Raw genomic sequence first — 23,825 nt, 5'->3', positions numbered from 1 at the left:
ACCCTCAACCGAGCAGTACGCTACCAACCACTCAACACCAAACTGTCCGACAAGTCCTGAAACACATCTGTCCGTGAGGTCCTGAAACAGCACATGGGGTTCTAGCCCCACTTGCCACTCACGACCCCACGGAAAACCGGTCATACGAGCATCAAACGGACATCCGGTCGGCGGAATCTGTCCTATATGGACACTCGGGCCGTGCTGCGTCCGCACCTCGCGGCGAAGGACTCTTTGCTTGTGCTCCCAGCGCATGAAGGGGGCCTTCATGTACTTCCGAACCGGCCCGCTCAGCCGAGCGCGTCCGCCTTGATGGCCTCGAACTGGGCACCCATCCGCGCCGCGAGCGCTTCGGCCGCCCGCAGTGGCCGGACCATCACCTTGAAGTCGGTGATCTTGCCGTCGGCGTCAAAGGTCAGGAGGTCGCAGCCGTTGATCTCCAGCCCGTCGACGGTCGCTTCGAACTCGTACATGTGGTGCGCGCCGTCGTGGATCTCGCGGACGTACCGGAAGTCCTCGAACACCCGCAGGACCCCGCGCAGGATCGCCGCCGTGATCGCCTTCCCCGAGTAGGGCTTGAACGCCACCGGGCTGGTGAAGACCACGTCGTCGGCGAGCAACGCCTCGATCGCGGCGGCGTCCTTCGCTTCGACTGCTTCACGGAACGTGGGCATGGCGATCTCCTCATAGTCAACTTGTTGAGTAGATGCCGCGAGCGTAGGTGATCACCGCGCCACTGTCCATCAAAGTGTCTAATCAACTTTGCGACTAATCCGCATGGGTCTATCATTGCGCCATGGCGCTGCGGAACGCGATCCTCGCGACGCTCCTGGACGGCGAGTCCTCGGGCTATGACCTGGCGAAGAGTTTCAACGCGTCGGTCGCCAACTTCTGGACCGCGACACCGCAGCAGCTCTATCGCGAGCTGGACAAGATGGAATCGCAGGGCCTGGTGGCGGCCCGGGTCGTCGAACAGCAACGGCGGCCCAACAAGCGGCTCTTCTCCTTGACCGACGCGGGCGCGGCCGAACTCGCCGGCTTCACCACGCGAGCGCCGAAGCCGACCGCGATCCGCGACGAACTGCTGGTGCAGGTCCAGGCGCTCGAGGCAGGCGACGACAAGGGGATCCGGCGCGCCGTCGCGGACAGGATGGCCACCGCCGAAACGAAGCTCAAACGGTTCGAACGCCTTCGGGAGCGGTTGCTCGGCGACTCCGCCGAGGCGGAGTTCCTCGCCACCTCGCCCCGTGTGGGGCCGTATCTGACCCTCGCCCGTGGGATCGTCTTCGAACAGGAGAACATTCGCTGGTGTGAGCAGGTCCTCGCGGTGCTCGAACGCCGCGCCACCGGAGGTGACCGGCTTGGTTGAGCGGAAAACGGGTCCGAAGTTCCGTCAGGTGGTGCTGGATTGCACCGACGCCCGCGCGCTGGCGGAGTTCTACCGGCGTCTGCTGGTCTGGGACTACCGCCCTGGGGACGAAGCACCCCCGCCCGGCGCCGAGGACAAGGACTGGCTGGTGCTGAGAAACCCGGAGGGCGGGGCGCAACTCGCCTTCCAGCAGGTCGATCGGCTGGAAGAAGCGAGCTGGCCGGACGCCGAACCGGTGCCCCAGCAGCTGCACCTGGATCTGACCGTGGGCTCCGTCGAGGAGCTCGAGACGCAGCACGCCCGTGTCCTCGAACTCGGCGGGCGGCTCCGGTACGACCGCGGTGAAGATCCTGTGGAACCCTTGCGCGTTTACGCGGATCCGGCTGGCCATCCGTTCTGCGTCTTCGTCGACTGAAGGCTTTCAGGCGCGGCAGAGCAGCGCGTCGGGAGTGCGATTCGAGCCGACACGCCCGGTATAGGCGACACCGGCGACGTATTCGCCCGGAGCGCACTGGCCCTTGTAGTGGCCCGACGCGAAGTCGCCGCCGGGGCTCCCGGACGGCCGGTTGTCACCGCGGTCGAACCAGACCGTCCGGCCGGTGCGGCCCAGGGGAGTGGCGGACCGGCCGCACAAGAGCGCCGAGAACGCCGCGCCGGTGACGCTGTAGCCGACCGCGGCGTGATCCGGCGGGCATTGCACCTTGGTGTAGCCGGACGCCCAGTCGGTGTCTACATAGGACTCATTGCGGACCACGGCGTATCCCGTCGGCGCGGCGATGCTGCCGGTGCACAGACCGCGATTCCCGGTATGGGAAAGACCGTTGAGCCGCTGACCGTCGGGGCAGGAACCCTTGCGTGCGCCCGGATTCCAGTCCGCCATGGCGCGAACCGCGCGAGAGGCCTGGAAATCGGCGTAGTCGAGGTTCAGCATCGACCAGCGCTCGGCCTCCGGGATCCGGCCCGAGCGAGACGGCGCGTCCACCAGCCGTCGCCAGGCCGGGCCACGCCAGTCCGTGCCGTCGAGCACGTCGACGCGCCGGCCGGCGGCGTCCCAGGAGAGCAACGACCATCCGTTGCCCGTCTCGCCTTCGTGAAAACCGACGGCGGGCCAGTAGGCGAAGTCGGTGTCGGTTTCGGCGAGATAGCCGACGAAGTTCTCGAACCAGGCGCGGCTCGCCGCGTCGGTGGTGTGACGGCCTTCGCCGAATTCGCTGATCCAGAGCGGGGCGGTGTAGTGCTTGCCGGTCTCCGCCGAGACGAAGAACGCTTGCCGCTGAAGGACATCACGTAGTTGCTGGGGCGAGAGGTCACGGTAGCGCGGGTCGTGGGTCTCGCCGGTGCCGGTCGCTCCGGAATGGTTCGGACCGGTGTACCCGTAGAAATGCGCGGCGTAGACCAGTTTTCCGGAATCCACGAGGGTATGCGAGAGTGTGCGAGCCGGCTCCAGCGTCGGCCTCCCGTGGGGAAGGCCGTCGACGGGCAGTCCGGTCCAGTTGATGCCCTCGACGATGAGCAGCAGGTCGGGATTGGCCTCGGTCTGGATGCGGTCGGCCACCCGCTGGCTCGCGCGTTGCCAGTCCGTGCCGTTTCCCCAGCCCCAGTTGGGATCGTCGAAGACGTTCCGGCGGACCTCGTTGTACAGATCGGCGCCGACGACCCGTTTGTTCGCGGCGTAGCGGCGGGCCATGAACAGCCAGTCGTCCTGCCACCGCTGCTCGGTCTGGGCGGTGTTCCAGCGCTCGTTGCCGTCGAGACCGCAACACCAGCGGGAGGTCGTGGTGTGGTTGTTGAGTATCACCGCGAACCCGCGTGCGGTCAGCCGCGTGACGACGCGATCGTAGACCTGCAACGGGGTCAGGCCGCGCAGTTCCGGGTTCGCCGAGAGGTCGGGGACCGGCTTGGTGTCGTGGATCATCGCGTTGGAGAAGGGCAGCCTGACACTGTTCAGGCCGAGTTCCGCGAACCCGTCGATGATGGTGTCGATCGACGCCCGGTCCAGTCCCAGCGGTGTCTGGTAGGCGATCTCACCGGCATGGTGCGCGGCAGGATCGTTCACGTCGCCCGACCCGGTCCACGTGCCGCTCGCGCCGTGCCAGTTGGCGGCCTTCAGCTTGAACCGATCGCCCGCCGCGTCGACGATGTAGCGGCCGCGCGTGCTGAGCGGCGCGACCCAGCCCGACGGGTCCGCCGCCGCGGCGACGGCGGCCGGGGGAGTCACGATTCCGGCGGTCACCAGGATGGCGAGCAGCACACTCTTGATCCTCACCCGCCGGAGGCTAGCCACTCGCGCGGCCGGTTGTATACGGACGATCGGGTAACTTGCCGGCATGACCACCGCGCTGATCATCGGTGACCTCCAGCGAGGCATCACAGGGAATTACCCGTTCACCGGAACAGTTCTGCCGCCGATCAAGAGTCTGTTGCCGCGTGCGCGGGCGGCCGGTGTGCTCGTCGTGTTCGTCCACTTCGCACTCCGCGGCAACGGGGCCGACCTGCCCGCGGGGAACGCTTTGTTCAAGACGTTCCACGAAGCGGCGGACACCTTCCACGAGGGTGCGGCCGGGACCGAGATCGCGCTGCCGGTCGCCGACGAGGACGTGGTCGTGCTGAAACGCCGTGCCAGCGCGTTCGCCGGCACCGATCTCGACCTGGTGCTTCGCGCCCGGGGCGTCGGCACCGTCGCGATCGCCGGAGTCGCGACCAGCGCGATGGTGGCCGCGACGGCCTACGACGCGGCGGACCGCGGCTACGACGTGACCGTGCTGCGCGACGGGTGCGCCGACGGCGACCAGGCGATGCACGACTTCTTCGTGGACTCGGTCTTTCCGAGCCGGGGCTTCGAGGTCGTGACGTGCGCGGACTGGCCCGGCGAATAAATCGCGCGAGCGAAGCGTCCTGATGTGGCACGGTGATCGGCGAACTGATCGGGGGGCCACGGATGGAGACGAAGCGACTCGGGCGCACCGACGTCGAGGTGACGCGGCTGGGTTTCGGCGGCGGACCGCTCGGGGGTCTGTTCGCGCCACTGGACGACGACACCGCGGCGGGGGCGCTGGCCGCGGCATGGGACGGCGGGATCCGTTACTACGACACGTCTCCGCACTACGGGATCGGGCATTCCGAGCGCCGCATTGGCGAGTTCCTGCGCTCGCGGCCGCGTGCTTCCTACGTCCTGTCGACGAAGGTCGGCCGTCTGCTGATCCCCCAGGATCCGGACGGGAAGCCGGATCCGGCGGGTTTCCACGTCCCCGCGGCGTACCGCCGGGTCCGTGACTTCACCCGTGACGGGATCCGGCGCAGTGTCGAGGATTCGCTGGAGCGGATGGGCTTGGACCGGATCGACGTGCTGTATCTGCACGACGCCGAGGAGTACTTCGACGACGCGCTGCGCGATGGCTATCCGGCCCTCGCGGAGCTGCGGTCGGAAGGGATCGTCGGCGCGATCGGCGCCGGCATGTACGACACGGCCATGCTGACCACGCTGGTCAGGGAGACCGATGTCGACGTCGTCATGCAGTCCGGGCGGCACACGCTGCTCGACCACACCGCGCTCGACACCTTCCTTCCGGCGTGCGAGGAACGCGGTGTCTCGGTGATCGCGGCGTCGATCTTCAACTCCGGGCTGCTCGCCGTCCCGCGGCCGGCCGAGGGCGCGTACTTCGACTACGAGGCCGCCGCACCGGAGGTCGTGGAGCGGGCGAACCGGATCGCCGACGTGTGCAAGGCACACGGCGTGACGCTTCCCCAGGCTGCCATGGCCTTCCCGCTGCAGCATCCGGCCGTCGCCGGAATCGCGGTGGGGATGCGGTCCGCCGAAGAGGCCCGGAGCAATTTGGAGTCCTTCGACGTGAAGGTGCCCACACAGGTCTGGGCCGACCTGCGGGCCGCGGGCTTGATCCGTTCGTCAGCGATTAAGGTGGTCTGATGGTGTCGGTCAAGCAGGTCCAGGTCACGTTCGATTGCGCGAAACCCGAGCGCCTCGCCCGTTTCTGGTGCGAGATCCTGGGCTACGTCGTGCCCTCGCCGCCGGAGGGGTTCACCACCTGGGACGACTACAACCGCACGCTGCCGCCCGAGAAGCAGGACGCCGGCTTCGTCTGCAGCGACCCCACCGGGGTGGGTCCGCGGCTGTACTTCCAGCGTGTCCCCGAAGGCAAGGTCGTCAAGAACCGGGTGCATCTCTGTGTGCGGGCCGGTACCGGGCTCGTGGGCGAGGAGCGCCTCGCGGCACTCCAAGCCGAATCCACTCGCCTCACGGCGCTCGGGGCGGTGCAGCAGCGTGTCCTGCTCGCCGACGAGGAGAACGAGTCGTGCATCGTGATGCAGGACATCGAGGGCAACGAGTTCTGTCTCGACTGACCTCACGCGGTGCGAACGCTGAAGGTCGTGATGCAGAAACCGCCGTCCGCCATGCGATCCGAGATCACGAGGCCCTTCGCCGACCGTCCTTTGACGACTCCGGCGACGTCGGCGAGGACGAACCTGGACGTCCCGTTGGCAGTGGTCACTTGAACCCGTGATCCCAGCGGAAGCAGGGAATCGATCTTGTCGTCCATGAACCGCTTCTGCGCCTCGCAGGCCAACGCGATCGCCGCCGGCTTGTCGCTTCCGGCGATCTTGGCGAGGAAGTCCGTGATCACCTGAACGCCCTTCTCGGGCGGGGGAGTCGGGCGCCTGGTGACGGTGATCCTCGGCCGGCTGACCCTGGTGCTGCTCGGGCTTTCGGTGGTGCTCGTGGGGGCGGAGGTCGTTGTCGCGCTGGAGGACGGAATGGGCAACGAGAGCCCGGGGCCCTTGCGGAGCAGGAAACCGGGCGCGGCGAAACCGGTGATGCAGAAGGCCACCAGTACGATCACCGCGACCAGGATCCCGATGGCCACGCCGGGTTTGACGGTCGACGGCCGGGTGTTCTGCTGATCGGGCAGGCCAGGATAGGTCATCGGATTCACCTTCCGTGCGGATCTGAATTGGCGATCCGACGAGGCTCTTCCGGAGTGGGTTCCGATCCTTTCGGGGATCTTACGGCTTGGCGAAAACGCCCTGGTTGGCTCCATTATGGACGGTTGCGGTGACCGCCGGGCGGGCTGAAGGCTCCCTTCGCCGAGTCTGATGCGACGAAAGGAGCCTTCGGCCCTGATCGGATACGGTTGCCGTCAGCAGGGTTGCAACAGCCAGCAGAGCCGGTAGTTCGCCTGGTAGGTCGTGGAAGTACCGGGCGCGATGATGTTCTGCGTCCGCGCGCCGCCGTGCGCCCAGCCGGTGAAGGCGTACTTCAGGTTGAGCGGCGGCAGCTTCTGCGGGCTGTCCGCGCTGATCGAGTTGGTGGATCCGGCGATCACCGTCCGGGAGAACGGCGTGCGTTGCTGCGTGCCGCCGACGGTGAGCGTCGCCTGGCTGGGGCTGGAGGCGAAGTTCAGCGACACCGTCTTCGGCTGGAGGTCGACGGTCTTGCTGCCGGTCCGGCCGGTCGAGTCGGTCGCGGTGAGGGTCAGCTGCAGGTACGACGGGTAGTCGTGGTCCGGCGCGACGAACGAGCCGGACGCGACGCCGGGGAAGTCCTGGACGTTGTGCGTATGGCAGGTGCCGTTGGTCGCGCAGTGCCGGATCGCGAGCCGCCACGACAGCGTCGACGCCGGGAGCTGCCCGTCCTGGGCGTCGACAGCGCGGCCGGTGAAGGACACGGTCTGGCCGACCGACCAGGTCAGCGTTCCCGTTGGGCTGTCGATGACCGGCACCGGGTCGAGGCCCTCCGGATTCCCGATGGTCACCCGCACCGTCGTGGTCGCGCTCGCGCCGTGGGAGTCCGTCACCCGCAGTCCGGCGTCGACGGCGGCCGCTGCGGTGTAGGTCCAGGTGGGGGCGGCGGCCGACGAGTCGTCGTACGCGCCGTCGGCGTCGAGATCCCAGGCGTAGGACAGGGTGTCCCCGGTGTCCGGGTCGGTGGACGCGGTGCCGTCGAACCGCACCGTCAGCGGTGCCGGTCCGCTCGACGGGTTCGCCGTGGCCACCGCGGACGGCGGCCGGTTGGTGCCGCCGGGATGACTCACGCGATGAAGTTCGCCGCTGCCCAACGCGACGTAGAACAAGTCGCCGCCCGGGCCGGTGAGCACCTGCACGGGGACGTTGACGCCGCTCACGAAGGGTACGAGACGGCTCGCGCTCGGCTGGCCGCCGACGGTTTGCATGGCCCAGATACAGCCACGGGACGAGTCGGCGAAGAACAGCGCGCCGGAATACTCGGCGGGGTAGTTGCCACCGGATTCGAACGCGATGCCGCTGATCGAAGAGCCTCCGGTGGGGCAGGAATCGGTCGCGACCACCTTGGAGCGGTGGTTGTAGGCGAAGTACGGGGCGGAATGCCCGCCGGAGGAGTAGAGGGACTCGCACCGGTCGAGGTTCGCGCCGTCGTAACCGGCCTGCCTGGCGTTGCCTTCGAAGCATGGCCAGCCGAAGTTCTCCGCCACGCCGTCACCGACGTCGGCGACGCGGTTGATCTCCTCCCAGGTGTCCCAGCCGACGTCGCCGGCCCAGAGCTCGCGCGTGCCCGGCCGGAAGCCGAACCGGAACTGGTTCCGCGCGCCGTAGGCGATCACGCGCCGGGCGTTGGCGTCGGTGCTGTTCGCGAAGGGGTTGCCAGGGACGCCTTCGCCGGTGTCCGGGTCGATGCGCAGCAGGGTGCCGTTGAGCAGCACCGGTTGTCCGGCGGCGCGTCGCGGCGACTGCGAACGCAGCGCGCCGCCTTCGGCCGCCGGGGGCGTGAGGTTCGTTCCGGCGGGCGAGGGCGGGTCGGCGCAGGGGTTCCCGACCTGGCCGTAGTCGGCGAAGCTGAAGCTGGCGCCGTCGCCGCCACCCGCGTACAGCGCGCCGTCCGGGCCGAAGGCGAGGGCGCCGATCGAATGGCTGGGGAACTGCTGGCACCAGCCCGTGACCAGCGGTTTCTCGCTCACGGCCGTACCCGCCGAGCCCATCGTCAGCTGGGAGACGCGGCCGGTCACGACACATCCCTTGTCGGTGGCGCCCGGCGGGGTCGGACAGGTGTCGCCCCAGCGCGGCGCGGTACCGCCGGGCTCCGCGTCGAGGGTGTACGAGACGTAGACGTACGGCCTGGCGGGAAAAGCGGGGTCGACGGCGAGCCCGAGCAGGCCGCGGTCCCAGAAGTCCTGTGTCTGCGGACGGAGATCGGCGAACACCGTCGCCGTCGGGTCGGCGAGTGAGTCGAAGACCTTGACCAGGCCGCTCTTCTCGGCGACGAACACCCGGCCGTCCGGTGCGAACGCGGTGGCGGTCGGCGAGCTGAGCCCGCCGATCACCACCGTGTCGGTGAAACCGGTGGGCACCGCGGCTTCGGCGGGCGTCGTGGTGAGGAGCCCGACGGCGAGCGCGCCGACCAGCGGGCCGACCACGCCCACCGCCAGCGCGCGTCGTGATCTTCGGGGGAACGGGAAACGACGAGAACTCAGCACGCGAACTCCTCTGCGGCGGGGACCGAACAGAACAAGACAGCTCTTCGGTATGCCGTGAGAAGGCCGAAAGTTGTTACGCGTCTGCGGGAAATGCGCACAACTCGCCAAACGGGCCGCTCCCGCGGTCAGGCCGTGGCGGCGGGAAATCCGGTCAGGCGGGCGAGCGCGCCGAATCCGTCGTCCGTGCCGGGCCAGTGCGCGCGGACGGCGTCGAGCCCGGCGCGGCGGACGACGCCACGCAGGACGAGCGTGACGATGATGGCGTCGTCGGCATAGCCCAGAACGGGGATGAAATCGGGGACGAGATCGAAGGGCAGCGCGAGGTAGACCAGCAGCAGCGCGAGCCTGATCCGCACGCCACGGGGCAGTGTCTCGTCGGCGGCCAGACGGCGGATGAGCCGCAGCACGTCGGGCAGCAGCCGCAGCGCTTCCCGGAGCAGCCCGCCCCGCGGCCGGGCGAGAACGAGCGTCACGACGAGCACGAGCCAGGCCACGAGCAGCGCACCGGCGAGGCCGAGCAGCAGATCCCACCAGAACGACCCGGTCATCGCGTTTTCACCGCCCGGAGTCGAGGTGTGGCGTGGTCGGGGGCTTCGGCGCGCAGAGCGGCTTCCTCGAAGGCGGCGAGTTCGCCCGCCGCCTGCTCGACGGCGTCGCGCGCCTCCTGGCCGCCCGGAGCGGCGAAATAGTCGCGGGCGGCGATCTTGTTCAGCCAGCTGTGGAACCGGTGCAGGTCGGCTTCGGATTCTTCGACTTCCGCGTAGGTGGCGTTGCCGCGGGCCTGCTCGTCCGCGAGTTCCTGGCGCAGCGCGGGAAGCCGCTCGAGGACTTCGGCGTATTCGGCGTCGCGGGCCGCGTTCATTTCGGCGATCACCGCCTGCTCCTCGGCCGGGTCGGTGAACGCCATCGGCAGTGTGCGAGCCGTCCCGCCCTGATGGCGGACGCGGTCGATCAGCCGGCGTATCTCCCGCACCACCTCCGGCCGCGCGGGCAGCAGGCACACCGATTGCTGCAGGTAGAGCGCGCCGAGGGAGCGGAGTTTGCGCCAGACCTGAACCCGCAGCGAGTCCGGCGCGCCGGCGGTGGACACGCTGATCACCAGCCAGTCCTGTTCGCGGGGTTCGCCAGTCACACGCCGATGTTACGCCCGTAACATCGGCCGGTCCACTCGGGGACGGTTCACCCATTCGGAATAAGATCCGCTTCGTGGTCAACCTTCGGTGGGTCTCGAAGCAGTGGCGGTATGGCCCGGTCTTGTACCTCCCGGTCGCCTTGGCCCTCTTCGCGGGATCGTTGCTTCCGGCGTTGCAGAGCCACGGAACGCAGTTCGGCGGGCTGCCGGACCGCCCGTACGACGCTTTGGCCGTCGTGGGGATCGCCCTGCAATGCGTCCCGCTCGTCGTGTGCAGCCGGTGGCCGGTCGCGTGTTTCACCGTGGTGTCGCTCGGTTTCGCCATCGACCAGTTCGGGGGTTACCACTCGTTCGCCGGCACGGCGCTGCCGATCGCCTTGCTGACCGTGGGCCTCCGGCTGGAGCGGCATCGTCGCGTGGTGGCGATCGTGTTCACCGCGGTGTTCCTCGCGTCGGCGATCGCGTTCGCTTCGCTCGGCGGAACGGAGCCCGTGACCGGCTACGTGACGTTCTATCTCGCGCTGGTGCTGGCTTGGGGGATCGGGACGGCGTTGCGGTCCAACCGGGTCGCCGAGGCGGAACGACGCCGCCGCGTCGCCGAAGACACCCGGACGGCCGAACGCGTCCGCATCGCCGCCGAACTCCACGACGTCGTGACCCATCACGTCACCGCGATGGTCGTGCAGGCCGAAGCGGCCCGGTACCTGACCGACGCGCGGCTCGAGCAGAGCTTGACCGCCGTCGCCGACACCGGACGGCTGGCCATCGCCGACCTGCGTCACCTGCTCGACGTGATCGACCCCGGCCACGGCGCCGAAGCGATCCCGACCCTCGTGGAGCGCACGCGCCGGGCGGGGCAACCGGTGGAGTTCTCCGAGCAGGGTGAGCCCGCGGCGGGGGACGCCGGCCCGGTGGCTTACCGCGTCGTGCAGGAGGCGTTGACCAACGCGCTGAAACACGCGCGCGGCAGCCGCACCTCGGTACTGGTGCACCACGGGGACGGGGAGATCACCGTCGCGGTGGACACGGACGAGTCCTTGCCCACCGCGGAATCCCCGGACGGCGGCGGCCGGGGCCTCGCCGGGCTGCGCGAACGGATCGGCGTCCTGGACGGCGAATTCAGCGCGGGCCGCCGAAGCGACGGCGGGTTTTCCGTCCGTGCCCGCATTCCCGCGGGGAACCCGTCGTGACCGCGCCGACGCGGGTGCTGGTCTGCGACGACCAGATGCTGGTGCGCACCGGCCTGGTGACGATCATCGACGCGCAGCCCGACCTCGAGGTGGCGGGCGAATGCGGCGACGGGCGGACCGCGGTCGAGCTCGCGACCCGCCTGCGCCCGGACGTCGTGGTGATGGACGTGCGGATGCCGGTGCTCGACGGCATCGAAGCCACCCGGCTGCTGGCGGGCGCCGACGTGGCCGACCCCGGCAAGGTCCTGGTGGTGACCACGTTCAACCTCGACGAGTACGTCTACCGGGCGCTGCGCGCCGGTGCGAGCGGGTTCCTGCTCAAGGACACCCCGCCCGACCGGCTGCTGCACGGGATCCGCACGGTGGCCGCCGGCGCCGCGCTGCTGGATCCCGAGGTGACCCGGCAGCTGGTGGGCCGGTACGCCGCCCGGATCCGGCCCGTCGAGGACGACGACCCGGCCGAAAACCCGCTGACCCCAAGGGAACTGGAGGTCCTCCGGCTCATCGCGGACGGCCGCTCGAACAGCGAGATCGCCGCGACCCTCATGATCAGCCAGGAGACCGTCAAGACGTTCGTTTCGCGCATGCTCGCCAAACTCGGGCTCCGTGACCGGGTGCAGGCGGTCATCTACGCCTTCCGCAACGGCCTCGTCACCTGAGTCCTATTTGGACTTGGCTTCGTCCACGACGCGCTGGATCGCCCGGACGGCGAGGTCCGGCTGGTCGACGTAGATGTAGTGCTCACTGTTCGCCGCGGTGCTCAGATTGCTGCGGCCGGACAGCGCGAGCCACTTCCGCTGTCCCTCCGACCATGCCTTCTCGAGGCCCTCGCCGTACTGGGGGACAGCCGTGAGGTACTGCTTGCCGTGCTGGATCACCTCGACCGGGATGTCCCCGGCAGGGCGGACCTCGGCGTCGTGGACCACCAGTTTCTCCGGGCCCTGCCCCGCGAACACCGCCAAGGTCTGCTCCCGCAGTTCGGCCGCCATCCCGGTGGCCGAATCCGGGATCTGCTGCCGCAGATCGGCTTCCTGGGTCGGCGAGGTGGCGTCCATCAGCACCAGGCCCTTGACCCGGTCCTGATGGTCGGGGGAATACCTGGCTGCGATCAGCCCGCCGAGTGAATGCCCGGCCAGCACGACCGGCTTGCCACCGGCGACCTGGTCGAGCACGCCGGTCAGGATCTTCCCGGTGCTTTCGAAACTCTGCGGCCCGTCGGGCTGGTCGCTGGCGCCCGCGCCGAGCCGATCGTAGGAACAGACCCGGCCTTGCGCGGCAAGGGTGTTCTGGAGCGCGCTCAGTTTCCCGAGGTCGTCACCCCCGCCGTGCAGCAGGACGACGACCGGCTTCCCGTCGACGGGATTTCCCGCGCACGACACGTTCACCGAGCGCTCGCCGACCTTGATCTTCTGTGTTCCGGTGAACGCGGCCCGGTTCTCCGCGGCGGCGCTGCTCACGGGCGCCTCCAGGTCCTCCTCTGTGGCTTCGTCGCAGGCCGACAGCGCGACGCCTGCCACTGCGCAGCACAGCGCGATCAGAGCGGATGCCTTACGGGACATGGTGAACTCCTGGTACAGGGGAACGATTCACCCGGCACGCTACGGATCCGGCGGCCGGGAATCGTCACCATGCGGAGGACACCTGCGTGTAGCTCTCAAGGGTGACAAGACGCGTCAGCGGTAGGCGCGCAGGAACACGTCCACCCCGTCGCTGAGGATCGCGAGGATCTCTGCCTTGCCCACCGTTCGGTCCTCGTCCGTCACGTCGAGGACCAGGCGCATGGTCAGAGCGACGAAGTGCTGCATGGCGCGTCGCGGGTCGTTCGGCCGGAGCTTGCCGTCCGCCGCGAACTGCGCGAACCGTTCCTCCATCATCCGTTCCGGTTGGTCGCGGGCCGCCTCCGGCAGCCGCGGCGCCACCGGAGCCTGGGAACTCAGCCGCCGGAACGTCGCGTAGTCCGACGTCGGGAACATCCCGGTCGTCACCCGCTGCGCGAAGCCGAGCAACGCGTCGCGGAGATCGCGGTCGTCGGTGAGCTCTTCGTCGATCGCCTTGCGCACGGTCGCCACGACGGCGTCGTTGGCGCGGCCCAGAACGCCGCGGAAGAGGGTCTGCTTGTCGCCGAAGTGGTCGTAGACGGTGCGTTTGGACACCCCGGCCCGAGCGGAGATCGCGTCGACGCTGGTGAGTTCGTATCCGTCCGAGACGAACAACGCCTCGGCGGCGTCGAGGATCGCCGCCTGCTTGGCCTCGGCCCGCAGCCGACGGCCCGGTGTTCGCGCGGTCGCTTTCGGGGTCGCCATGTTCTCATCGTATTCTCAGCCGTAGAAAACTGCACCGTGTAGTGTAGTTTTTGTGGCGGACGAACCGCCTCCCTGGATCCCGCACAAGGAGTTCTTCATGCAGGAGAGCAGGATCGGCGCGCACACCAGGTGGACCGGGCGGCTCGTCGGCCTCGTCGCGGTCTTGGTGCTCGTCAACTTCATGGTCGACACGGCGATCACCGCGCCGCTGCTCGTCCTTCCGGAGATGCTCGACCACTTCGGCACTGATCAGACGGCGTGGCTCAACGCCGGCGCGATGCTGGCCGGCGTGATGTGGGCGCCGCTGCTCGGCAAGAGCGCCGACGTGTACGGCAAGCGCAAAGTGCTCGTGCTGACCTTGCTGATCAGCTGCGCGGGCGCGCTCGTCTGCGCGGTGGCGCCGAATCTGTGGGTCTTCGTGCCCGGGCGCCTGCTGCAAGGAGCGGCCGTGGCCGCGTTGTTCCTTTCCGTCGCGATCGTCCGCGAGCTCTGCGCGCCCCGGATCGCGATGATCGTGGTGGGCATCGTGACCTCCGGGTCCGCGGTGCTCAACATCGGTTCCCGTTTCCTCACCGAGAAACTGGCCGTCGAGTTCGGCTTCCAGATCTTGTTCGTCGTGTCGGCCGTCGTCGCGATCGCGATGGCGATCTGCGTCCGCGCTGTCATTCCCGAGTCCGTGGTCAGGACACCGGGCCGGATCGACGTTTCAGGCGCGCTGCTCCTCGGCGGTGGCCTGGCCGGCGTGCTCGGCTACATCAGCCTGGGCTCGGAGCTCGGCTGGTTCGCCTTCGTTCCGCTGGTTCTGCTCGCCGGCGGCGTCGCGGCCTTGTCCAGATGGTTCCTGGTTTCGAGCCGGAAACCCGATGCGCTGATCGACGTCCGGAACATGGGGGCGCCCTTGGCGCTCACGTTGCTCGTGCTCGTACTCGGAACCGGTTCGTACCAGAGCATGCTCCAGCTCATTCCCCTGGTCAGCGACGTCTCGGCGGAGCAGGGCCTCGGATACGGGCTGGCCGGCCAGGGAACGCTGGCGTTGCTGCTCGCGGCGCCTGGCGTCGGGGTCATGATCGGCGGCCCGGTCGCCGGGGTGCTCGCCACCCGGGTCGGACCGGCGATGACGCTGGCCGGCGGAATCGCGCTCGGAACCGTGGGAACCATCGGGATGTTCGCCGGTGTCTCGCAGTTCCCCGTCGCGGTGTTCTTCGCCTTCCTGCTGGGTTTCACGGTCGGCGCGCTCGGCACCTCCGGCTTCAACCTCGCGGGTGGCCTGGCGCCCGCCGAACGGCAAGGCGTCGTCTCCAGCCTGGTCATGGTCGTCGTCGCGATCGGCTCGGTGGTCATGGACTTCGTGGGCGCCGCGGTACTCAAGTCGACCACCCTGTCCGTCGGCGGCGAAACGGTGAACTCGGGTACGGGCGTGTTCAGCTACATCACGATCGCTTCCGTCGCCTTCGCGATGGCCGCGGTCCTCGTCGTCCTGCTGGTGCGAAAGTCGCGCTCCAGCAACGAAACGCAAGCACTGACGTCTCTCTGAGAGAAGTGGGGAAACACATGACAGGCACGGTTCTGGTCTCGGGCGCGAGCATCGCGGGACCGGCGGTCGCGTTCTGGCTCCAGCGGTACGGATTCTCCGTGACGGTGGTGGAAAAGGCGGGCGGGCTGCGCGGCGGCGGATATCCGATCGACGTCCGCGGTACGGCGCTGGAGGTGGCCCGCCGGATGGGAATCCTGCCGCGGCTTCGGGAAGCGCATATCGAGACGCGGTCGCTGACCTTCGTCGACACCGAGGGCCGCGACGTGGCTTCGCTGCATCCGGAGACGGTGACCGGCGGAGTCGAAGGAAGCGACGTCGAAGTGCGGCGCGGTGATCTGGCGGAAATCCTTTATGGAGCCACCCGCGACGACATCGAATACGTCTTCGACGACTCGATCGAAACGCTCACCGAACACGAGCACGGCGTCGAGGTCATCTTCCGCAGTGGAGCGCGGCGCGAGTTCGATCTGGTGGTGGGAGCCGACGGCCTGCACTCGCGCACCAGGGAGCTCGTTTTCGGCCCGGAGCACCAGTATCACCGGTACCTGGGATATTGCTTCGCCGGATTCACCATGCCCAACGAATTCGGCCTCTCGCGGGAAGGCGTGATCTGGAACGCGCCCGGCCGAGGGGCGGCGCTCTACGCGGTCAAGGGAAGCGACAACGTCCACGGGTTCCTGGTCGCCGCCCGCCCCGAACCGCCGATCGAGGTAGTCCGCGATCTCCAAGCACAACGTGATCTCATCGCCACGACTTTCGCCGGTGACGGCTGGGAAATCCCGGCCATGATCGGCGCTCTGCGCGACGCTGGCGACCTGTTCTTCGACACCGTCAGCCAGATCCACCTGCCACGCTGGTCCCAGGGCCGGGTCGGCTTGGTGGGCGACGCCGCGTACGCGCCGTCGTTCTTGACCGGACAGGGGTCCAGCCTCGCTCTCGTCGGTGCCTACATGCTCGCCAGGTCACTCGCGACCACCGGGGCTTTCGACGTCTACGAAAGGGAAACGCGGGAGTTCGTCGAACTGAACCAAGCGCAGGTCGGAGTGGGGGAGGCGGCGCTCTTCCCGGTCACCGCCGAAGCCCTGGCGCGACGCGACAGCCGGCTCCGAGGTCTGACCGCTTCGGCGCCGGACACCGGACGTCCGGCGCACACCGCCTTGGTGCTGCCTGATCCGATCGACGAGACGGCGTAGGCCTAGCGCGGCATCGGCAGCAATGTCGGTGCCGCCGGGATCGAGCCGCGGTCGACGGAGAAGACGGCGAGGAAGTAGTTCGCCGTAGCGCAATTGACGTTCTCACCGCCGGTGAGATCCGCGGTCAGCGTGCCTTGCCCGACGGCCAGTTCGGCGCCGTCCTCGGCGCAACCGGGCACGACGAAGGCGAAACCGCGCCGATCGGCCGGTGGTGCGAACGACATAGCGGCACGGACGTCGTCCGGCTTCGAGATCTTGGCGCGCTCCAGGGCTCGCTGGAGCTCCTCGGCGTCGGCCGTTCTCAGTTCCGCGGGCTTCACACCTGCCAGGCCGGCGGCCGAGCCGAGTTTCACAAACGCCTCCAGCCGCGCTTGGCCGGTCCCCGCCCCGCAACCCGCCATGAGCAGGAGGAGACACACTGCTATCCATCTCATGCGGCGAGGACGTAGCGGTCCGGTGCTCCGGTTGCGTCGCCGTGGTCTCGAACCGATATCCGTCCGCGTTCGCAACCTGCCGTCGGTGCCCTACCTCTCGGGGCCGAGACGTCCGCGCCGGAAAGGCTCGACGCCGACGACATGCCGGACGCGGGTCGGTTCGACGAGTACCTTCACCCGTCGTTCTCCCGGGATCCGCCATTCGAACCGGTCGGTGCCGACGTACTTCTTCGCCAACCGGTCCATGCAGCGATCCGCCTCGTCGCCTTCGACGAACTCGACGGCCCGGCCGTGGATCACGACCCGGTCGTAGGGATCGTCCGTGTCCAGGCAGGACAGCGACACACGAGGATCGCGGCGCAGGTTCTCCTCCTTCACCCGGCCGACGGCGGTGTTGAACACGATGTGGTCGCCTTCGACGTCGATCCACATGGGGGAGACCTGAGGTGAACCGTCCTCGTTAACCGTGGCCAGGTGCCAGAAGTTCGGCGCCAGGACCCAGCCCCGGATCTGCTCGCTCAACTCGGCCACGCGGCCCTCCCCTGAGTCACGATCAGGATGATTGTCGCGTGCCCGGCCGCGGATGTCACTGAGGACTATTGACAGCCATGACAGTATTTTTCCAACTAGATGACTAGTGCGTTGCCGGGGTCGTGGTCGACCGGACGACTACCCGGGCCGGCGCCTCTGGGGAGAGGAACTGTCCATGCAGCCAGCCCGCCGTATCCGAGCCGTCCTCGCGCTCGGTGCCGCTTTGGGGATCGCCTTCGCGCCACCGGCTCTCGCGGGACCGGTGTCCGGTGACGACTACTACCAGGACGCGCTGGGCAAGACCGGCCCCGAACTCAAGGCCGCGTTGCACAAGATCATCAGTACCAACACCAAACTGACCTACGAACAGGTGTGGGACGGGATCAGGGCCACCGACGAGGATCCGGCCAACAAGGCGAACGTCGTGCTGCTCTACAGCGGTCGCTCGCAGGCGAAGACCGCCAACGGCGGGGGAGTCGACGACTGGAACCGGGAACACGTCTGGGCCAAGTCGCACGGCGATTTCGGCACGGCCGTCGGTCCCGGTACCGACTTGCACCACCTGCGCGCGGAGGACGCTTCCGTCAACAGCACCCGCGGGAACAAGGACTTCGACGCCGGTGGCTCCCCGGTCGAAGAGGCGCCCGGGAGCCTGACCGACGACGACTCGTTCGAGCCGCGGGACGCGGTCAAGGGCGACGTGGCCCGCATGATCCTGTACATGGCCGTCCGCTACGACGGTACAGACGGTTTCCCCGATCTCGAACCCAACGACGCCGTCGACAACGGCTCCAAACCGAACATCGGCCGGCTCTCGGTGCTGCTGACCTGGAACACCCAGGACCCGCCCGACGCCACCGAGCAGCGCCGTAACCAGGTCATCTACGACCAGTTCCAGCACAACCGCAACCCGTTCATCGACCACCCTGAATGGGCAGCTTCCATCTACGGCTAGCGATTCCGGGTCAGCGGGCGATCTTCTTCAGGAAGCACACCCGGTCCTGACCGGGGCCGTCGTAGTCGCCGTGCACGGGAAGACCGTCGACCGTCCGGTCGCCGGGCTCGAGCGTGAATCTCATGGCACGGTGAAAGGCGATGGACCCGGTGTTCCCCGGCGAGGTGACCGCGCGGACTTCCGTGCGGCCCGCCTCGGCGGCGCGCTGGAAGAAGGTCGTGTACAGGTGACGCGCCGTCCCCTGCCCGCGGAGTTCCGGGTCCACGCCGACGAAGTGGATGTACGCCTCGAAGTCGTTGTCGGGGGCGTGGAAACCGACGAGGAACGCCCTGATCCCGCCTTCGTCTTCCAGGACCAGGCTCGTGCTGGCGAAGAACTGAAGGAACAGCTTGGGGAGCAGCAGGGAGAGTTCGCGGGCCTGGGCGGGAGTGCGGGAGTCGCCCCACCACCGCTGGACCCGGTCGACGATCGGGCCGTGGTCGGAGACGTCGGCTCGCCGCGGTTCGCGCATGTCGTTCTCCTCTCGGGGTCATGGACGGAGATGATCTTTCGTTCTATCAAGGAATCGCCGTCAGCCGCTCGGTGAGGAAGGCGAGGATCTCGTCCTTGGCCCGCAGTGTGGGATGACCTTCGGCGTCGACGAGGTGGGCGGTGACGACGCTGTGCGGGGTGCCGACCACGTCACGGAAGAACGGTGGCGGGGCGGTGTTCGCGGCGTCGTCCGGCAGGACACGGCCGTCGAAGGCGTCACCGAGCAGGGCCTGGTAGGCGGCGAAGCGCTGTCCCGTGCACCAGCGGTCGCCCTCGAAGCGGTAGGCGAGCACCTTCAGGCCGTCGCGCGAGATCCGGTCACGGAGCTCGGCCGCGTCCTCGTCGCCGAGTTCGAGCACGCCGGGGTCGTCCAGCGGCAGTGACGGGTGGTTGACCACGGGGGCGATGACGGCGGGTTCGAGTGCCATGGTGAGGGCGAAGTTGCCGGTGAAGCACAGGCCGATCGCGCCGACTCCGGGGCCGCCGCACTCCGCGTGGGCGATCCGCGCGAGCCCCCGCAGCCAGTGCGTGACGGGACTCGTGCCGCCCCCGGCGAACGCCCGGAATTCGGCGCTGACGCAAGCGCGGCGGACCACTTCCGCGCCGGCTTCGGCGGTGGGATAGGCCCCGTCGATCCCGAAGAGCGAGGGGACGTAGACGGTGAACCCGGCGTCTCGCACCCACCGCGCGAACCGGAGGACGTCAGGACTGATGCCGGGCATTTCCGGCATCAGCACCACGCCGGGTCCGGAACCCGCGACGTGAACCGTCTTCGTCACGCCGTCCACCCCCAGCGGGCGGTGGGAGAAATCGGTGATCGCATCGTCCCGGTTTTCGCGCATGGCAGCAGCTTCGACCAGTGCGGGCGCCGAGGGAACGGGCCGGATCGCCGGATATCGGGGTAATCTCGCCACGTGCTTCGAATCGGTGTCCTGGCGTACCCGGGCTGTTTCGCGTCCGAAGTGTTCGGCGTCCCTGACCTGCTCACCATGGCCACGCACGTCGCCGGTCCGGACCATGCCGGGTACGAGGTTTCCGTCGTCTCGCCGCGCCGCCGAGTCGTCGCGTCGGGCGGTGTCACCTTGACGGTCTCGCCGCTGCGGGAGGTCGACGTCCTCGTCGTGCCGGGATTCGAGTACCTCCTCGGTCAGAACATCGACGCGACGATCGCGAGCCTCGCGGGAGAGGTCGAGTCGATCCGGTCCCACGCGGCCGCGGGCAACGTCGTCGTCTCGATCTGCGTCGGCGCGTTCCTGCTCGCCGAGGCCGGGCTCCTCGACCATCGCAGTGCCACCACCTCGTGGCTCTTCGCCGACGAACTGGCTCGACGTCGTCCTGAAGCCCGAGTCCGGCCTGAGCATCTCGTGGTCACGGACAGGGGAGTGACGACGACGGCCGCTTTCAGCGCCATGTACGACTTCGCGCTCGGGCTGATCCGGGAACACAGCGGTGCCGAAGTGGCACGGAGAACGGCGCGGGTGGCGCTCGTCGACGACGCGCGCTCCTCGCAGACCCCGTACGTCGACACGCGGCTCCTTCCGCGGCCGGGCAACGGATTCGCCCGCCCGGTGATGCGCTGGCTCGACCAGAATCTGACCGTTCGATACGACCTCGCCGCCCTGTCCGGACGGTTCAACGTCAGCACCCGGACGATGCTGCGACGGTTCGCGGAGGAGGCCGGGCAAAGCCCGCTCGAATACCTGCATTCCTCCCGTGTCCGGCGCGCCCGCCACCTCCTGGAGACGACGGACCGCACGGTCGCCGGAATCTGTGCCGCCGTCGGTTACCGGGACCCCGGGACTTTCGCCGCTCTTTTCGCGAAGCACACGGGACAGCGCCCCAGGGACTATCGCGCGGCCTTCCGGCGTTCACCGGCCGACGTTCCGTGAAGGACTCCTTGAGGGACTCGTCTCGGCGGACCAGTGTCCCCAATGTGGCATTGGGGACTCTGGGCGTCTCCGATGCCACATTGGGCGCACCGGATGGTCTCGGCGCCGGGTGGTGCCGCGACTCTGGGGTGGGTAAGGAAATGAAGGCCTCCTTGAGGGTCCCAGAGTCCCTCAAGGAGGCCTTCACGGAACGAGGCTGTCAGCAGCTGATGTACGGAGACAGCCAGTCTCCCCAGTCCCCGGCGGAGCCGTCGCTCGCGTCGTCCACGGCAAGCGCGAGTACCTGCACGCCCGTCAACGGCACGACGAGATGCTGCGTGGCATCCCCGTGCCGCATGTTCCCCGTGGCCTCCAGTTCGACGCCGTCGCCGAGCACGCGGAACCCGACCGTCCCGTTCGGCCCGCGGTCGTCGATCCCGACGGTCGCGGTGAACTGCTTGCATTTGCCGCCGAGGTAGTACCGCACGACCGACGGCGCGTGCGCGCCGAACCCGCCACGCGTGTCGACCTTGCCGTTGATCGTGAACGGGTGGCCGTTGTCGGTGCTGTCCCGCTCGACCGGGCCGAGGCCGTTCTCCGTCGAGATCCACCGGAGGGTGTTGAGCGACCCGCTGGTGTACGGCGGGTTCGGCGCGAGCATGAGCGGCGACTCGGCCGACGCGGTCGCGGTCCGCGGGCCCTGCGCGGTCGTGTACGTCACCGTGGCCGGCATCTTGAACGGCTCGGTGGCGGTCGAAACCGGATGCAGCGTCACCGCGGTTTCCCAGGTGTCACCCGGTTCGACGGTCTCGGTGGTCGCCTCGGCGGGGCCGTCGAACTGCCACTGCGCGGGCGCGGTCAAGTTCAGGTGAGCGCCGGTGATCGGCGTCGTGCCGGCGTTGGTGAACTTGACCGTGGTGGTCACCGGCTGGGACGGCGGCACGGAGTCGGGCAGTTCGACGGTCAGCGACGTCCGCGGCGCGGCGGTCACGTTCGCGGGCCACACCCGCAGCACGGTGGCGGCGTGCCGCCCGACGGTGCCGCCGAGTGCGCCGGTCGTCACAGTCTCGTCGCCGGTCCACAGATCGCGCACGCGGTAGCCCGACGAGGCGGGAAGTCCGGCGTCGGCCACGGAGGTGGTGATCGGCGCGGCCAATTCGCCGCGGTTGAACAGCACCAAGACGGCCGAGCCGTCGGACATCGGTTTCGTCCACACCTCGGTCCAGCCCGTGTCGCGGACCTTGTGCCCGCCGACGCCCGCCCAGTCCTGCTGGACGGCGATGATGTCGGGATTGTTCATCTCGGCGGCCGGGAGCGTGGTGTCGGCCGCCAGCGCCATATCGGCGACCAGCGGTGCGTTGAGCACCGCCCACAACCCGAGTTTGGCCTGGCGCTCAGCGGTGTCGAGGTAGCTGAAGGTGAACGGCCCCGGCATGTTCCAGCCACCCGGGCCTTGGAGGCCGTCGAGCCCGTACTGCTTGTCGAGACTGCCCGCCGAGTAACCGAAGTTGAAGGTCGAGTTCTTGTAGGTGCGCCAAACCTGTGCGCCCGCCGCCCGTGCCCACAGCCACTGCTTCTGGTCGCGGTCGTAATCGTCGACTTCGAGGGTGATCGGACGGCCGGTGCGTTTGATCGCGTCCGCCATCTTCTTGACCCGCGCGGGCGCGTCGCCGTTGACGCTGTGACAGGTGTCGTAACGCAGATAGTCCGCGCCCCAGGCGGCGAAGGTCTGGGCGTCGAGGTCTTCGTGGTCGAGCGAGCCCGCCGCCTGGCCGCTGCAGGTCGTCGCTCCCGTGCCGCTGTAGAAACCGATCTTGAGCCCGCGCGAGTGCACGTAGTCCACCAGCGCCGGGATGCCCGACGGGAAACTGGCGCGGGCGGTGAGCTTGCCGTCGGCGTCGCGCTGAGCCGCCTGCCAGCAGTCGCCGAGCATGACGTATTCGTACCCGGCGTCACGCAGCCCCGAGGTGACCAGCTGGTCAGCCGCGGCCTTCACGGCGTTCTCGCTGTACTGGTAGACGCAGTAGGGATGCCCGGTCGCCCAGGTGATCCCCAGCGGGGGTCTTTCGCCCGGAACCGGTTCGGGCGGCGTATCGGCCCACGCGGGGATGGCCGTCGCGGTCAGGAAAAGGGCGCAGAGAAGCACGAAGAGTCGTCGCATTTGTTCCCCTCCGGAAAAACAGACAAGACTCCCAGCATCGTCTCGCCGCGCGACCCGGGTCAAGAGCGGTTTTGCCCTAGCGCGTGGGGGCGGAAAGCTGCGCTTTGAAGTCGCTTTCCAACGCGGGGAGGAAGTCGGCGAGGTTGGGCAGCACGTAGAACTGTTCCTCTCGGACGGCCGTGACGGTCATCCGTGCCACGTGTTCGGCGGGCATGCCTTGGGGATGCGCTTCGCGCGCGTGCCGCGCCAGTGCGGCCGGGCCGTCCGCCAGCTGCTCGACCTCACCCGGCCGCGGGGTGTTCGGATCCATGTTGCTCACCACCGGGCCGGGGCACAGCAGGCTCACACCGACCGGGGTGCCGGTGAGCTCGGCCCGGAGTGACCTCGTCAGCCCGACGACAGCGTGCTTGGCCGCCGTGTAGGGGGCGATGTAGGGCACCTGGGCCAGGCCGCCGACCGAGGAGGTGTTGACCAGGTGGCCGGGCTCTCCGTGCGCGAGCAGCCGGGGCACGAAGGAGCGGACCCCGTGCACCACGCCCCAGAACGCGACGTCGAGCACCCACTCCCAGTCCTCGAGCGGGATCTCCCAGGAGAGCCCCATCCGCGAGACGCCCGCGTTGTTGCAGACCACGTGCACCGCGCCGAATTCGGTCACCACCGCTTCGGCGAACCGCTCCACGGCCGCGGCGTCACGGACGTCGGTGGGCACGGCCAGCGCCCGCCCGCCGTGGGCGCGCACCGCGTCGGCGGTGCCGGCGAGACCGGCGGTGTCGACGTCGGCGATCGCCACGTGCATCCCCTGTGCCGCGAACTCGACGGCCAGCGCCCGCCCGATGCCGCTCGCCGCGCCGGTGACGGCGGCAATTCTTCCTTGCAATTCCCGCATGATTTCTCCCCTGGATCGGCGCGAAGACTTTAGAGGCGATCCTGTCACAAGTGGCGAGGTGAAGAAATGGTTCGCCTGCCGGTGGGTCTAGGGGTTACCGGCGGTAAAAGCGCTGGTAGAGGGGTGGAGGAGAGGTCTTGTAGGGGCGCTTCAGCGGCGCTCTAGGGGTGCTTTGGGGGTGACGTTGGGGTGATTCCGCGCCCGCGGGCGCCAGTAGCCTCGAAATTCGGGAGCCGTGCGAGTACGCCTGATGGCGCATTTTCGCCAATTCGTTC

Annotated in this window: 25 protein-coding genes; 11 read left to right on the top strand and 14 right to left on the bottom strand. The window is 68.6% G+C overall.

The features are described 5' to 3' along the window. Positions 1-290 precede the first annotated feature (290 nt). On the bottom strand, positions 291-674 hold the full coding sequence (locus tag ACIRGA_RS22420) for a nuclear transport factor 2 family protein (RefSeq protein WP_400944016.1): 384 nt from the start codon (positions 672-674) through the stop codon (positions 291-293). A gap of 122 nt (positions 675-796) precedes the next feature. On the opposite strand from ACIRGA_RS22420, the gene ACIRGA_RS22415 reads away from it, so the two are divergent. Together ACIRGA_RS22415 and ACIRGA_RS22410 are read left to right on the top strand one after the other, a co-directional pair. Continuing rightward, on the top strand, positions 797-1,369 hold the full coding sequence (locus tag ACIRGA_RS22415; RefSeq protein ID WP_400944013.1) for a PadR family transcriptional regulator: 573 nt from the start codon (positions 797-799) through the stop codon (positions 1,367-1,369). After that, positions 1,362-1,784 carry a VOC family protein gene (locus ACIRGA_RS22410; protein ID WP_400944010.1) on the top strand — a complete coding sequence of 141 codons (423 nt, stop codon included), beginning with the start codon at positions 1,362-1,364 and terminating at the stop codon, positions 1,782-1,784. Before ACIRGA_RS22415 ends, ACIRGA_RS22410 begins: the two co-directional genes overlap by 8 nt. 6 nt (positions 1,785-1,790) lie before the next feature. Here ACIRGA_RS22410 and ACIRGA_RS22405 read toward each other — a convergent pair whose 3' ends face one another. Next, positions 1,791-3,635 carry a glycoside hydrolase family 5 protein gene (locus ACIRGA_RS22405; RefSeq protein WP_400944007.1) on the bottom strand — a complete coding sequence of 615 codons (1,845 nt, stop codon included), beginning with the start codon at positions 3,633-3,635 and terminating at the stop codon, positions 1,791-1,793. A 61-nt stretch (positions 3,636-3,696) separates the two neighbouring features. On the opposite strand from ACIRGA_RS22405, the gene ACIRGA_RS22400 reads away from it, so the two are divergent. The 3 genes from ACIRGA_RS22400 (at position 3,697) to ACIRGA_RS22390 (ending at position 5,728) form a co-directional block, all read left to right on the top strand. Next, positions 3,697-4,245, top strand: a complete 549-nt coding sequence (locus ACIRGA_RS22400; RefSeq protein ID WP_400944004.1) for a cysteine hydrolase family protein — start codon at positions 3,697-3,699, stop codon at positions 4,243-4,245. 62 nt (positions 4,246-4,307) lie between these two features. Next, complete coding sequence (locus tag ACIRGA_RS22395) at positions 4,308-5,294, top strand: aldo/keto reductase (RefSeq protein ID WP_400944001.1); 987 nt, start codon at positions 4,308-4,310, stop codon at positions 5,292-5,294. Continuing rightward, positions 5,294-5,728, top strand: a complete 435-nt coding sequence (locus ACIRGA_RS22390) for a VOC family protein (RefSeq protein ID WP_400943998.1) — start codon at positions 5,294-5,296, stop codon at positions 5,726-5,728. The genes ACIRGA_RS22395 and ACIRGA_RS22390 overlap by 1 nt, the downstream gene beginning before the upstream one ends. 2 nt (positions 5,729-5,730) lie before the next feature. Here ACIRGA_RS22390 and ACIRGA_RS22385 read toward each other — a convergent pair whose 3' ends face one another. The 4 genes from ACIRGA_RS22385 to ACIRGA_RS22370 all read right to left on the bottom strand — a co-directional run bounded on the left by ACIRGA_RS22385 (position 5,731) and on the right by ACIRGA_RS22370 (position 9,964). Further along, positions 5,731-6,309: a hypothetical protein gene (locus ACIRGA_RS22385; protein WP_400943995.1), complete on the bottom strand. Its 579-nt coding sequence runs from the start codon at positions 6,307-6,309 to the stop codon at positions 5,731-5,733. Between the two features lie 213 nt (positions 6,310-6,522). Beyond that, on the bottom strand, positions 6,523-8,832 hold the full coding sequence (locus tag ACIRGA_RS22380; RefSeq protein WP_400943992.1) for a PQQ-dependent sugar dehydrogenase: 2,310 nt from the start codon (positions 8,830-8,832) through the stop codon (positions 6,523-6,525). A 125-nt stretch (positions 8,833-8,957) separates the two neighbouring features. After that, entirely contained in the window at positions 8,958-9,380 is a 423-nt protein-coding gene (locus ACIRGA_RS22375; RefSeq protein WP_400943989.1) for a YkvA family protein, read from the bottom strand. Then, positions 9,377-9,964: a Chromate resistance protein ChrB gene (locus ACIRGA_RS22370; protein WP_400943987.1), complete on the bottom strand. Its 588-nt coding sequence runs from the start codon at positions 9,962-9,964 to the stop codon at positions 9,377-9,379. Before ACIRGA_RS22370 ends, ACIRGA_RS22375 begins: the two co-directional genes overlap by 4 nt. A 74-nt stretch (positions 9,965-10,038) precedes the next feature. Here ACIRGA_RS22370 and ACIRGA_RS22365 point away from each other — a divergent pair, with 74 nt between their 5' ends. Together ACIRGA_RS22365 and ACIRGA_RS22360 are read left to right on the top strand one after the other, a co-directional pair. Then, positions 10,039-11,154, top strand: coding sequence for a sensor histidine kinase (locus ACIRGA_RS22365; protein WP_400943984.1), 1,116 nt, complete (start codon positions 10,039-10,041; stop codon positions 11,152-11,154). Then, on the top strand, positions 11,151-11,813 hold the full coding sequence (locus ACIRGA_RS22360) for a response regulator (protein ID WP_400943981.1): 663 nt from the start codon (positions 11,151-11,153) through the stop codon (positions 11,811-11,813). The genes ACIRGA_RS22365 and ACIRGA_RS22360 overlap by 4 nt, the downstream gene beginning before the upstream one ends. A 3-nt stretch (positions 11,814-11,816) precedes the next feature. Here the strand turns inward: ACIRGA_RS22360 and ACIRGA_RS22355 are convergent, their stop codons facing one another. Then, positions 11,817-12,713 (bottom strand): alpha/beta fold hydrolase, encoded by an 897-nt coding sequence (locus tag ACIRGA_RS22355; protein ID WP_400943978.1) that lies wholly within the window; start codon positions 12,711-12,713, stop codon positions 11,817-11,819. A 114-nt stretch (positions 12,714-12,827) separates the two neighbouring features. After that, on the bottom strand, positions 12,828-13,457 hold the full coding sequence (locus tag ACIRGA_RS22350) for a TetR/AcrR family transcriptional regulator (RefSeq protein WP_400943975.1): 630 nt from the start codon (positions 13,455-13,457) through the stop codon (positions 12,828-12,830). A gap of 52 nt (positions 13,458-13,509) precedes the next feature. On the opposite strand from ACIRGA_RS22350, the gene ACIRGA_RS22345 reads away from it, so the two are divergent. Then, complete coding sequence (locus ACIRGA_RS22345; protein WP_400943972.1) at positions 13,510-14,991, top strand: MFS transporter; 1,482 nt, start codon at positions 13,510-13,512, stop codon at positions 14,989-14,991. A 17-nt stretch (positions 14,992-15,008) separates the two neighbouring features. Further along, positions 15,009-16,184: an FAD-dependent monooxygenase gene (locus ACIRGA_RS22340; protein ID WP_400943970.1), complete on the top strand. Its 1,176-nt coding sequence runs from the start codon at positions 15,009-15,011 to the stop codon at positions 16,182-16,184. A 2-nt stretch (positions 16,185-16,186) separates the two neighbouring features. Here the strand turns inward: ACIRGA_RS22340 and ACIRGA_RS22335 are convergent, their stop codons facing one another. Together ACIRGA_RS22335 and ACIRGA_RS22330 are read right to left on the bottom strand one after the other, a co-directional pair. After that, a complete protein-coding gene (locus tag ACIRGA_RS22335) occupies positions 16,187-16,537 on the bottom strand; it encodes a hypothetical protein (RefSeq protein WP_400943967.1) in 351 nt (116 codons plus the stop codon). 171 nt (positions 16,538-16,708) lie between these two features. Continuing rightward, positions 16,709-17,149, bottom strand: a complete 441-nt coding sequence (locus ACIRGA_RS22330) for a PPOX class F420-dependent oxidoreductase (RefSeq protein ID WP_400943964.1) — start codon at positions 17,147-17,149, stop codon at positions 16,709-16,711. 175 nt (positions 17,150-17,324) lie between these two features. On the opposite strand from ACIRGA_RS22330, the gene ACIRGA_RS22325 reads away from it, so the two are divergent. Further along, entirely contained in the window at positions 17,325-18,104 is a 780-nt protein-coding gene (locus ACIRGA_RS22325) for an endonuclease I family protein (protein WP_400943961.1), read from the top strand. A gap of 10 nt (positions 18,105-18,114) precedes the next feature. On the opposite strand, the gene ACIRGA_RS22320 is transcribed toward ACIRGA_RS22325, so the two are convergent. Both ACIRGA_RS22320 and ACIRGA_RS22315 read right to left on the bottom strand, forming a co-directional pair. Beyond that, entirely contained in the window at positions 18,115-18,615 is a 501-nt protein-coding gene (locus tag ACIRGA_RS22320; protein WP_400943958.1) for a GNAT family N-acetyltransferase, read from the bottom strand. Between the two features lie 46 nt (positions 18,616-18,661). Further along, on the bottom strand, positions 18,662-19,477 hold the full coding sequence (locus ACIRGA_RS22315) for a dienelactone hydrolase family protein (protein WP_400943955.1): 816 nt from the start codon (positions 19,475-19,477) through the stop codon (positions 18,662-18,664). 72 nt (positions 19,478-19,549) lie between these two features. Here ACIRGA_RS22315 and ACIRGA_RS22310 point away from each other — a divergent pair, with 72 nt between their 5' ends. Next, positions 19,550-20,524, top strand: a complete 975-nt coding sequence (locus tag ACIRGA_RS22310; protein ID WP_400943952.1) for a GlxA family transcriptional regulator — start codon at positions 19,550-19,552, stop codon at positions 20,522-20,524. Between the two features lie 199 nt (positions 20,525-20,723). Here the strand turns inward: ACIRGA_RS22310 and ACIRGA_RS22305 are convergent, their stop codons facing one another. Together ACIRGA_RS22305 and ACIRGA_RS22300 are read right to left on the bottom strand one after the other, a co-directional pair. Beyond that, positions 20,724-22,664 (bottom strand): NPCBM/NEW2 domain-containing protein, encoded by a 1,941-nt coding sequence (locus tag ACIRGA_RS22305; protein WP_400943949.1) that lies wholly within the window; start codon positions 22,662-22,664, stop codon positions 20,724-20,726. Between the two features lie 76 nt (positions 22,665-22,740). Further along, positions 22,741-23,550 carry an SDR family NAD(P)-dependent oxidoreductase gene (locus ACIRGA_RS22300; RefSeq protein ID WP_400943946.1) on the bottom strand — a complete coding sequence of 270 codons (810 nt, stop codon included), beginning with the start codon at positions 23,548-23,550 and terminating at the stop codon, positions 22,741-22,743. Positions 23,551-23,825 lie beyond the last annotated feature (275 nt).

The sequence above is a fragment of the Amycolatopsis sp. NPDC102389 genome (genome assembly GCF_044765885.1).
GTDB lineage: Bacteria > Actinomycetota > Actinomycetes > Mycobacteriales > Pseudonocardiaceae > Amycolatopsis.
This window is presented reverse-complemented; position numbering and strand designations above follow the sequence as displayed.

Excerpts from the sequence above, each read along its gene's own strand:
- ACIRGA_RS22420 (WP_400944016.1), bottom strand. The coding sequence starts at position 674 with ATGCCCACGTTCCGTGAAGCAGTCGAAGCGAAGGACGCCGCCGCGATC.
- ACIRGA_RS22415 (WP_400944013.1), top strand. The coding sequence starts at position 797 with ATGGCGCTGCGGAACGCGATCCTCGCGACGCTCCTGGACGGCGAGTCC.
- ACIRGA_RS22400 (WP_400944004.1), top strand. The coding sequence starts at position 3,697 with ATGACCACCGCGCTGATCATCGGTGACCTCCAGCGAGGCATCACAGGG.
- ACIRGA_RS22395 (WP_400944001.1), top strand. The coding sequence starts at position 4,308 with ATGGAGACGAAGCGACTCGGGCGCACCGACGTCGAGGTGACGCGGCTG.
- ACIRGA_RS22390 (WP_400943998.1), top strand. The coding sequence starts at position 5,294 with ATGGTGTCGGTCAAGCAGGTCCAGGTCACGTTCGATTGCGCGAAACCC.
- ACIRGA_RS22385 (WP_400943995.1), bottom strand. The coding sequence starts at position 6,309 with ATGACCTATCCTGGCCTGCCCGATCAGCAGAACACCCGGCCGTCGACC.
- ACIRGA_RS22375 (WP_400943989.1), bottom strand. The coding sequence starts at position 9,380 with ATGACCGGGTCGTTCTGGTGGGATCTGCTGCTCGGCCTCGCCGGTGCG.
- ACIRGA_RS22355 (WP_400943978.1), bottom strand. The coding sequence starts at position 12,713 with ATGTCCCGTAAGGCATCCGCTCTGATCGCGCTGTGCTGCGCAGTGGCA.
- ACIRGA_RS22350 (WP_400943975.1), bottom strand. The coding sequence starts at position 13,457 with ATGGCGACCCCGAAAGCGACCGCGCGAACACCGGGCCGTCGGCTGCGG.
- ACIRGA_RS22340 (WP_400943970.1), top strand. The coding sequence starts at position 15,009 with ATGACAGGCACGGTTCTGGTCTCGGGCGCGAGCATCGCGGGACCGGCG.
- ACIRGA_RS22325 (WP_400943961.1), top strand. The coding sequence starts at position 17,325 with ATGCAGCCAGCCCGCCGTATCCGAGCCGTCCTCGCGCTCGGTGCCGCT.
- ACIRGA_RS22320 (WP_400943958.1), bottom strand. The coding sequence starts at position 18,615 with ATGCGCGAACCGCGGCGAGCCGACGTCTCCGACCACGGCCCGATCGTC.
- ACIRGA_RS22315 (WP_400943955.1), bottom strand. The coding sequence starts at position 19,477 with ATGCGCGAAAACCGGGACGATGCGATCACCGATTTCTCCCACCGCCCG.
- ACIRGA_RS22305 (WP_400943949.1), bottom strand. The coding sequence starts at position 22,664 with ATGCGACGACTCTTCGTGCTTCTCTGCGCCCTTTTCCTGACCGCGACG.
- ACIRGA_RS22300 (WP_400943946.1), bottom strand. The coding sequence starts at position 23,550 with ATGCGGGAATTGCAAGGAAGAATTGCCGCCGTCACCGGCGCGGCGAGC.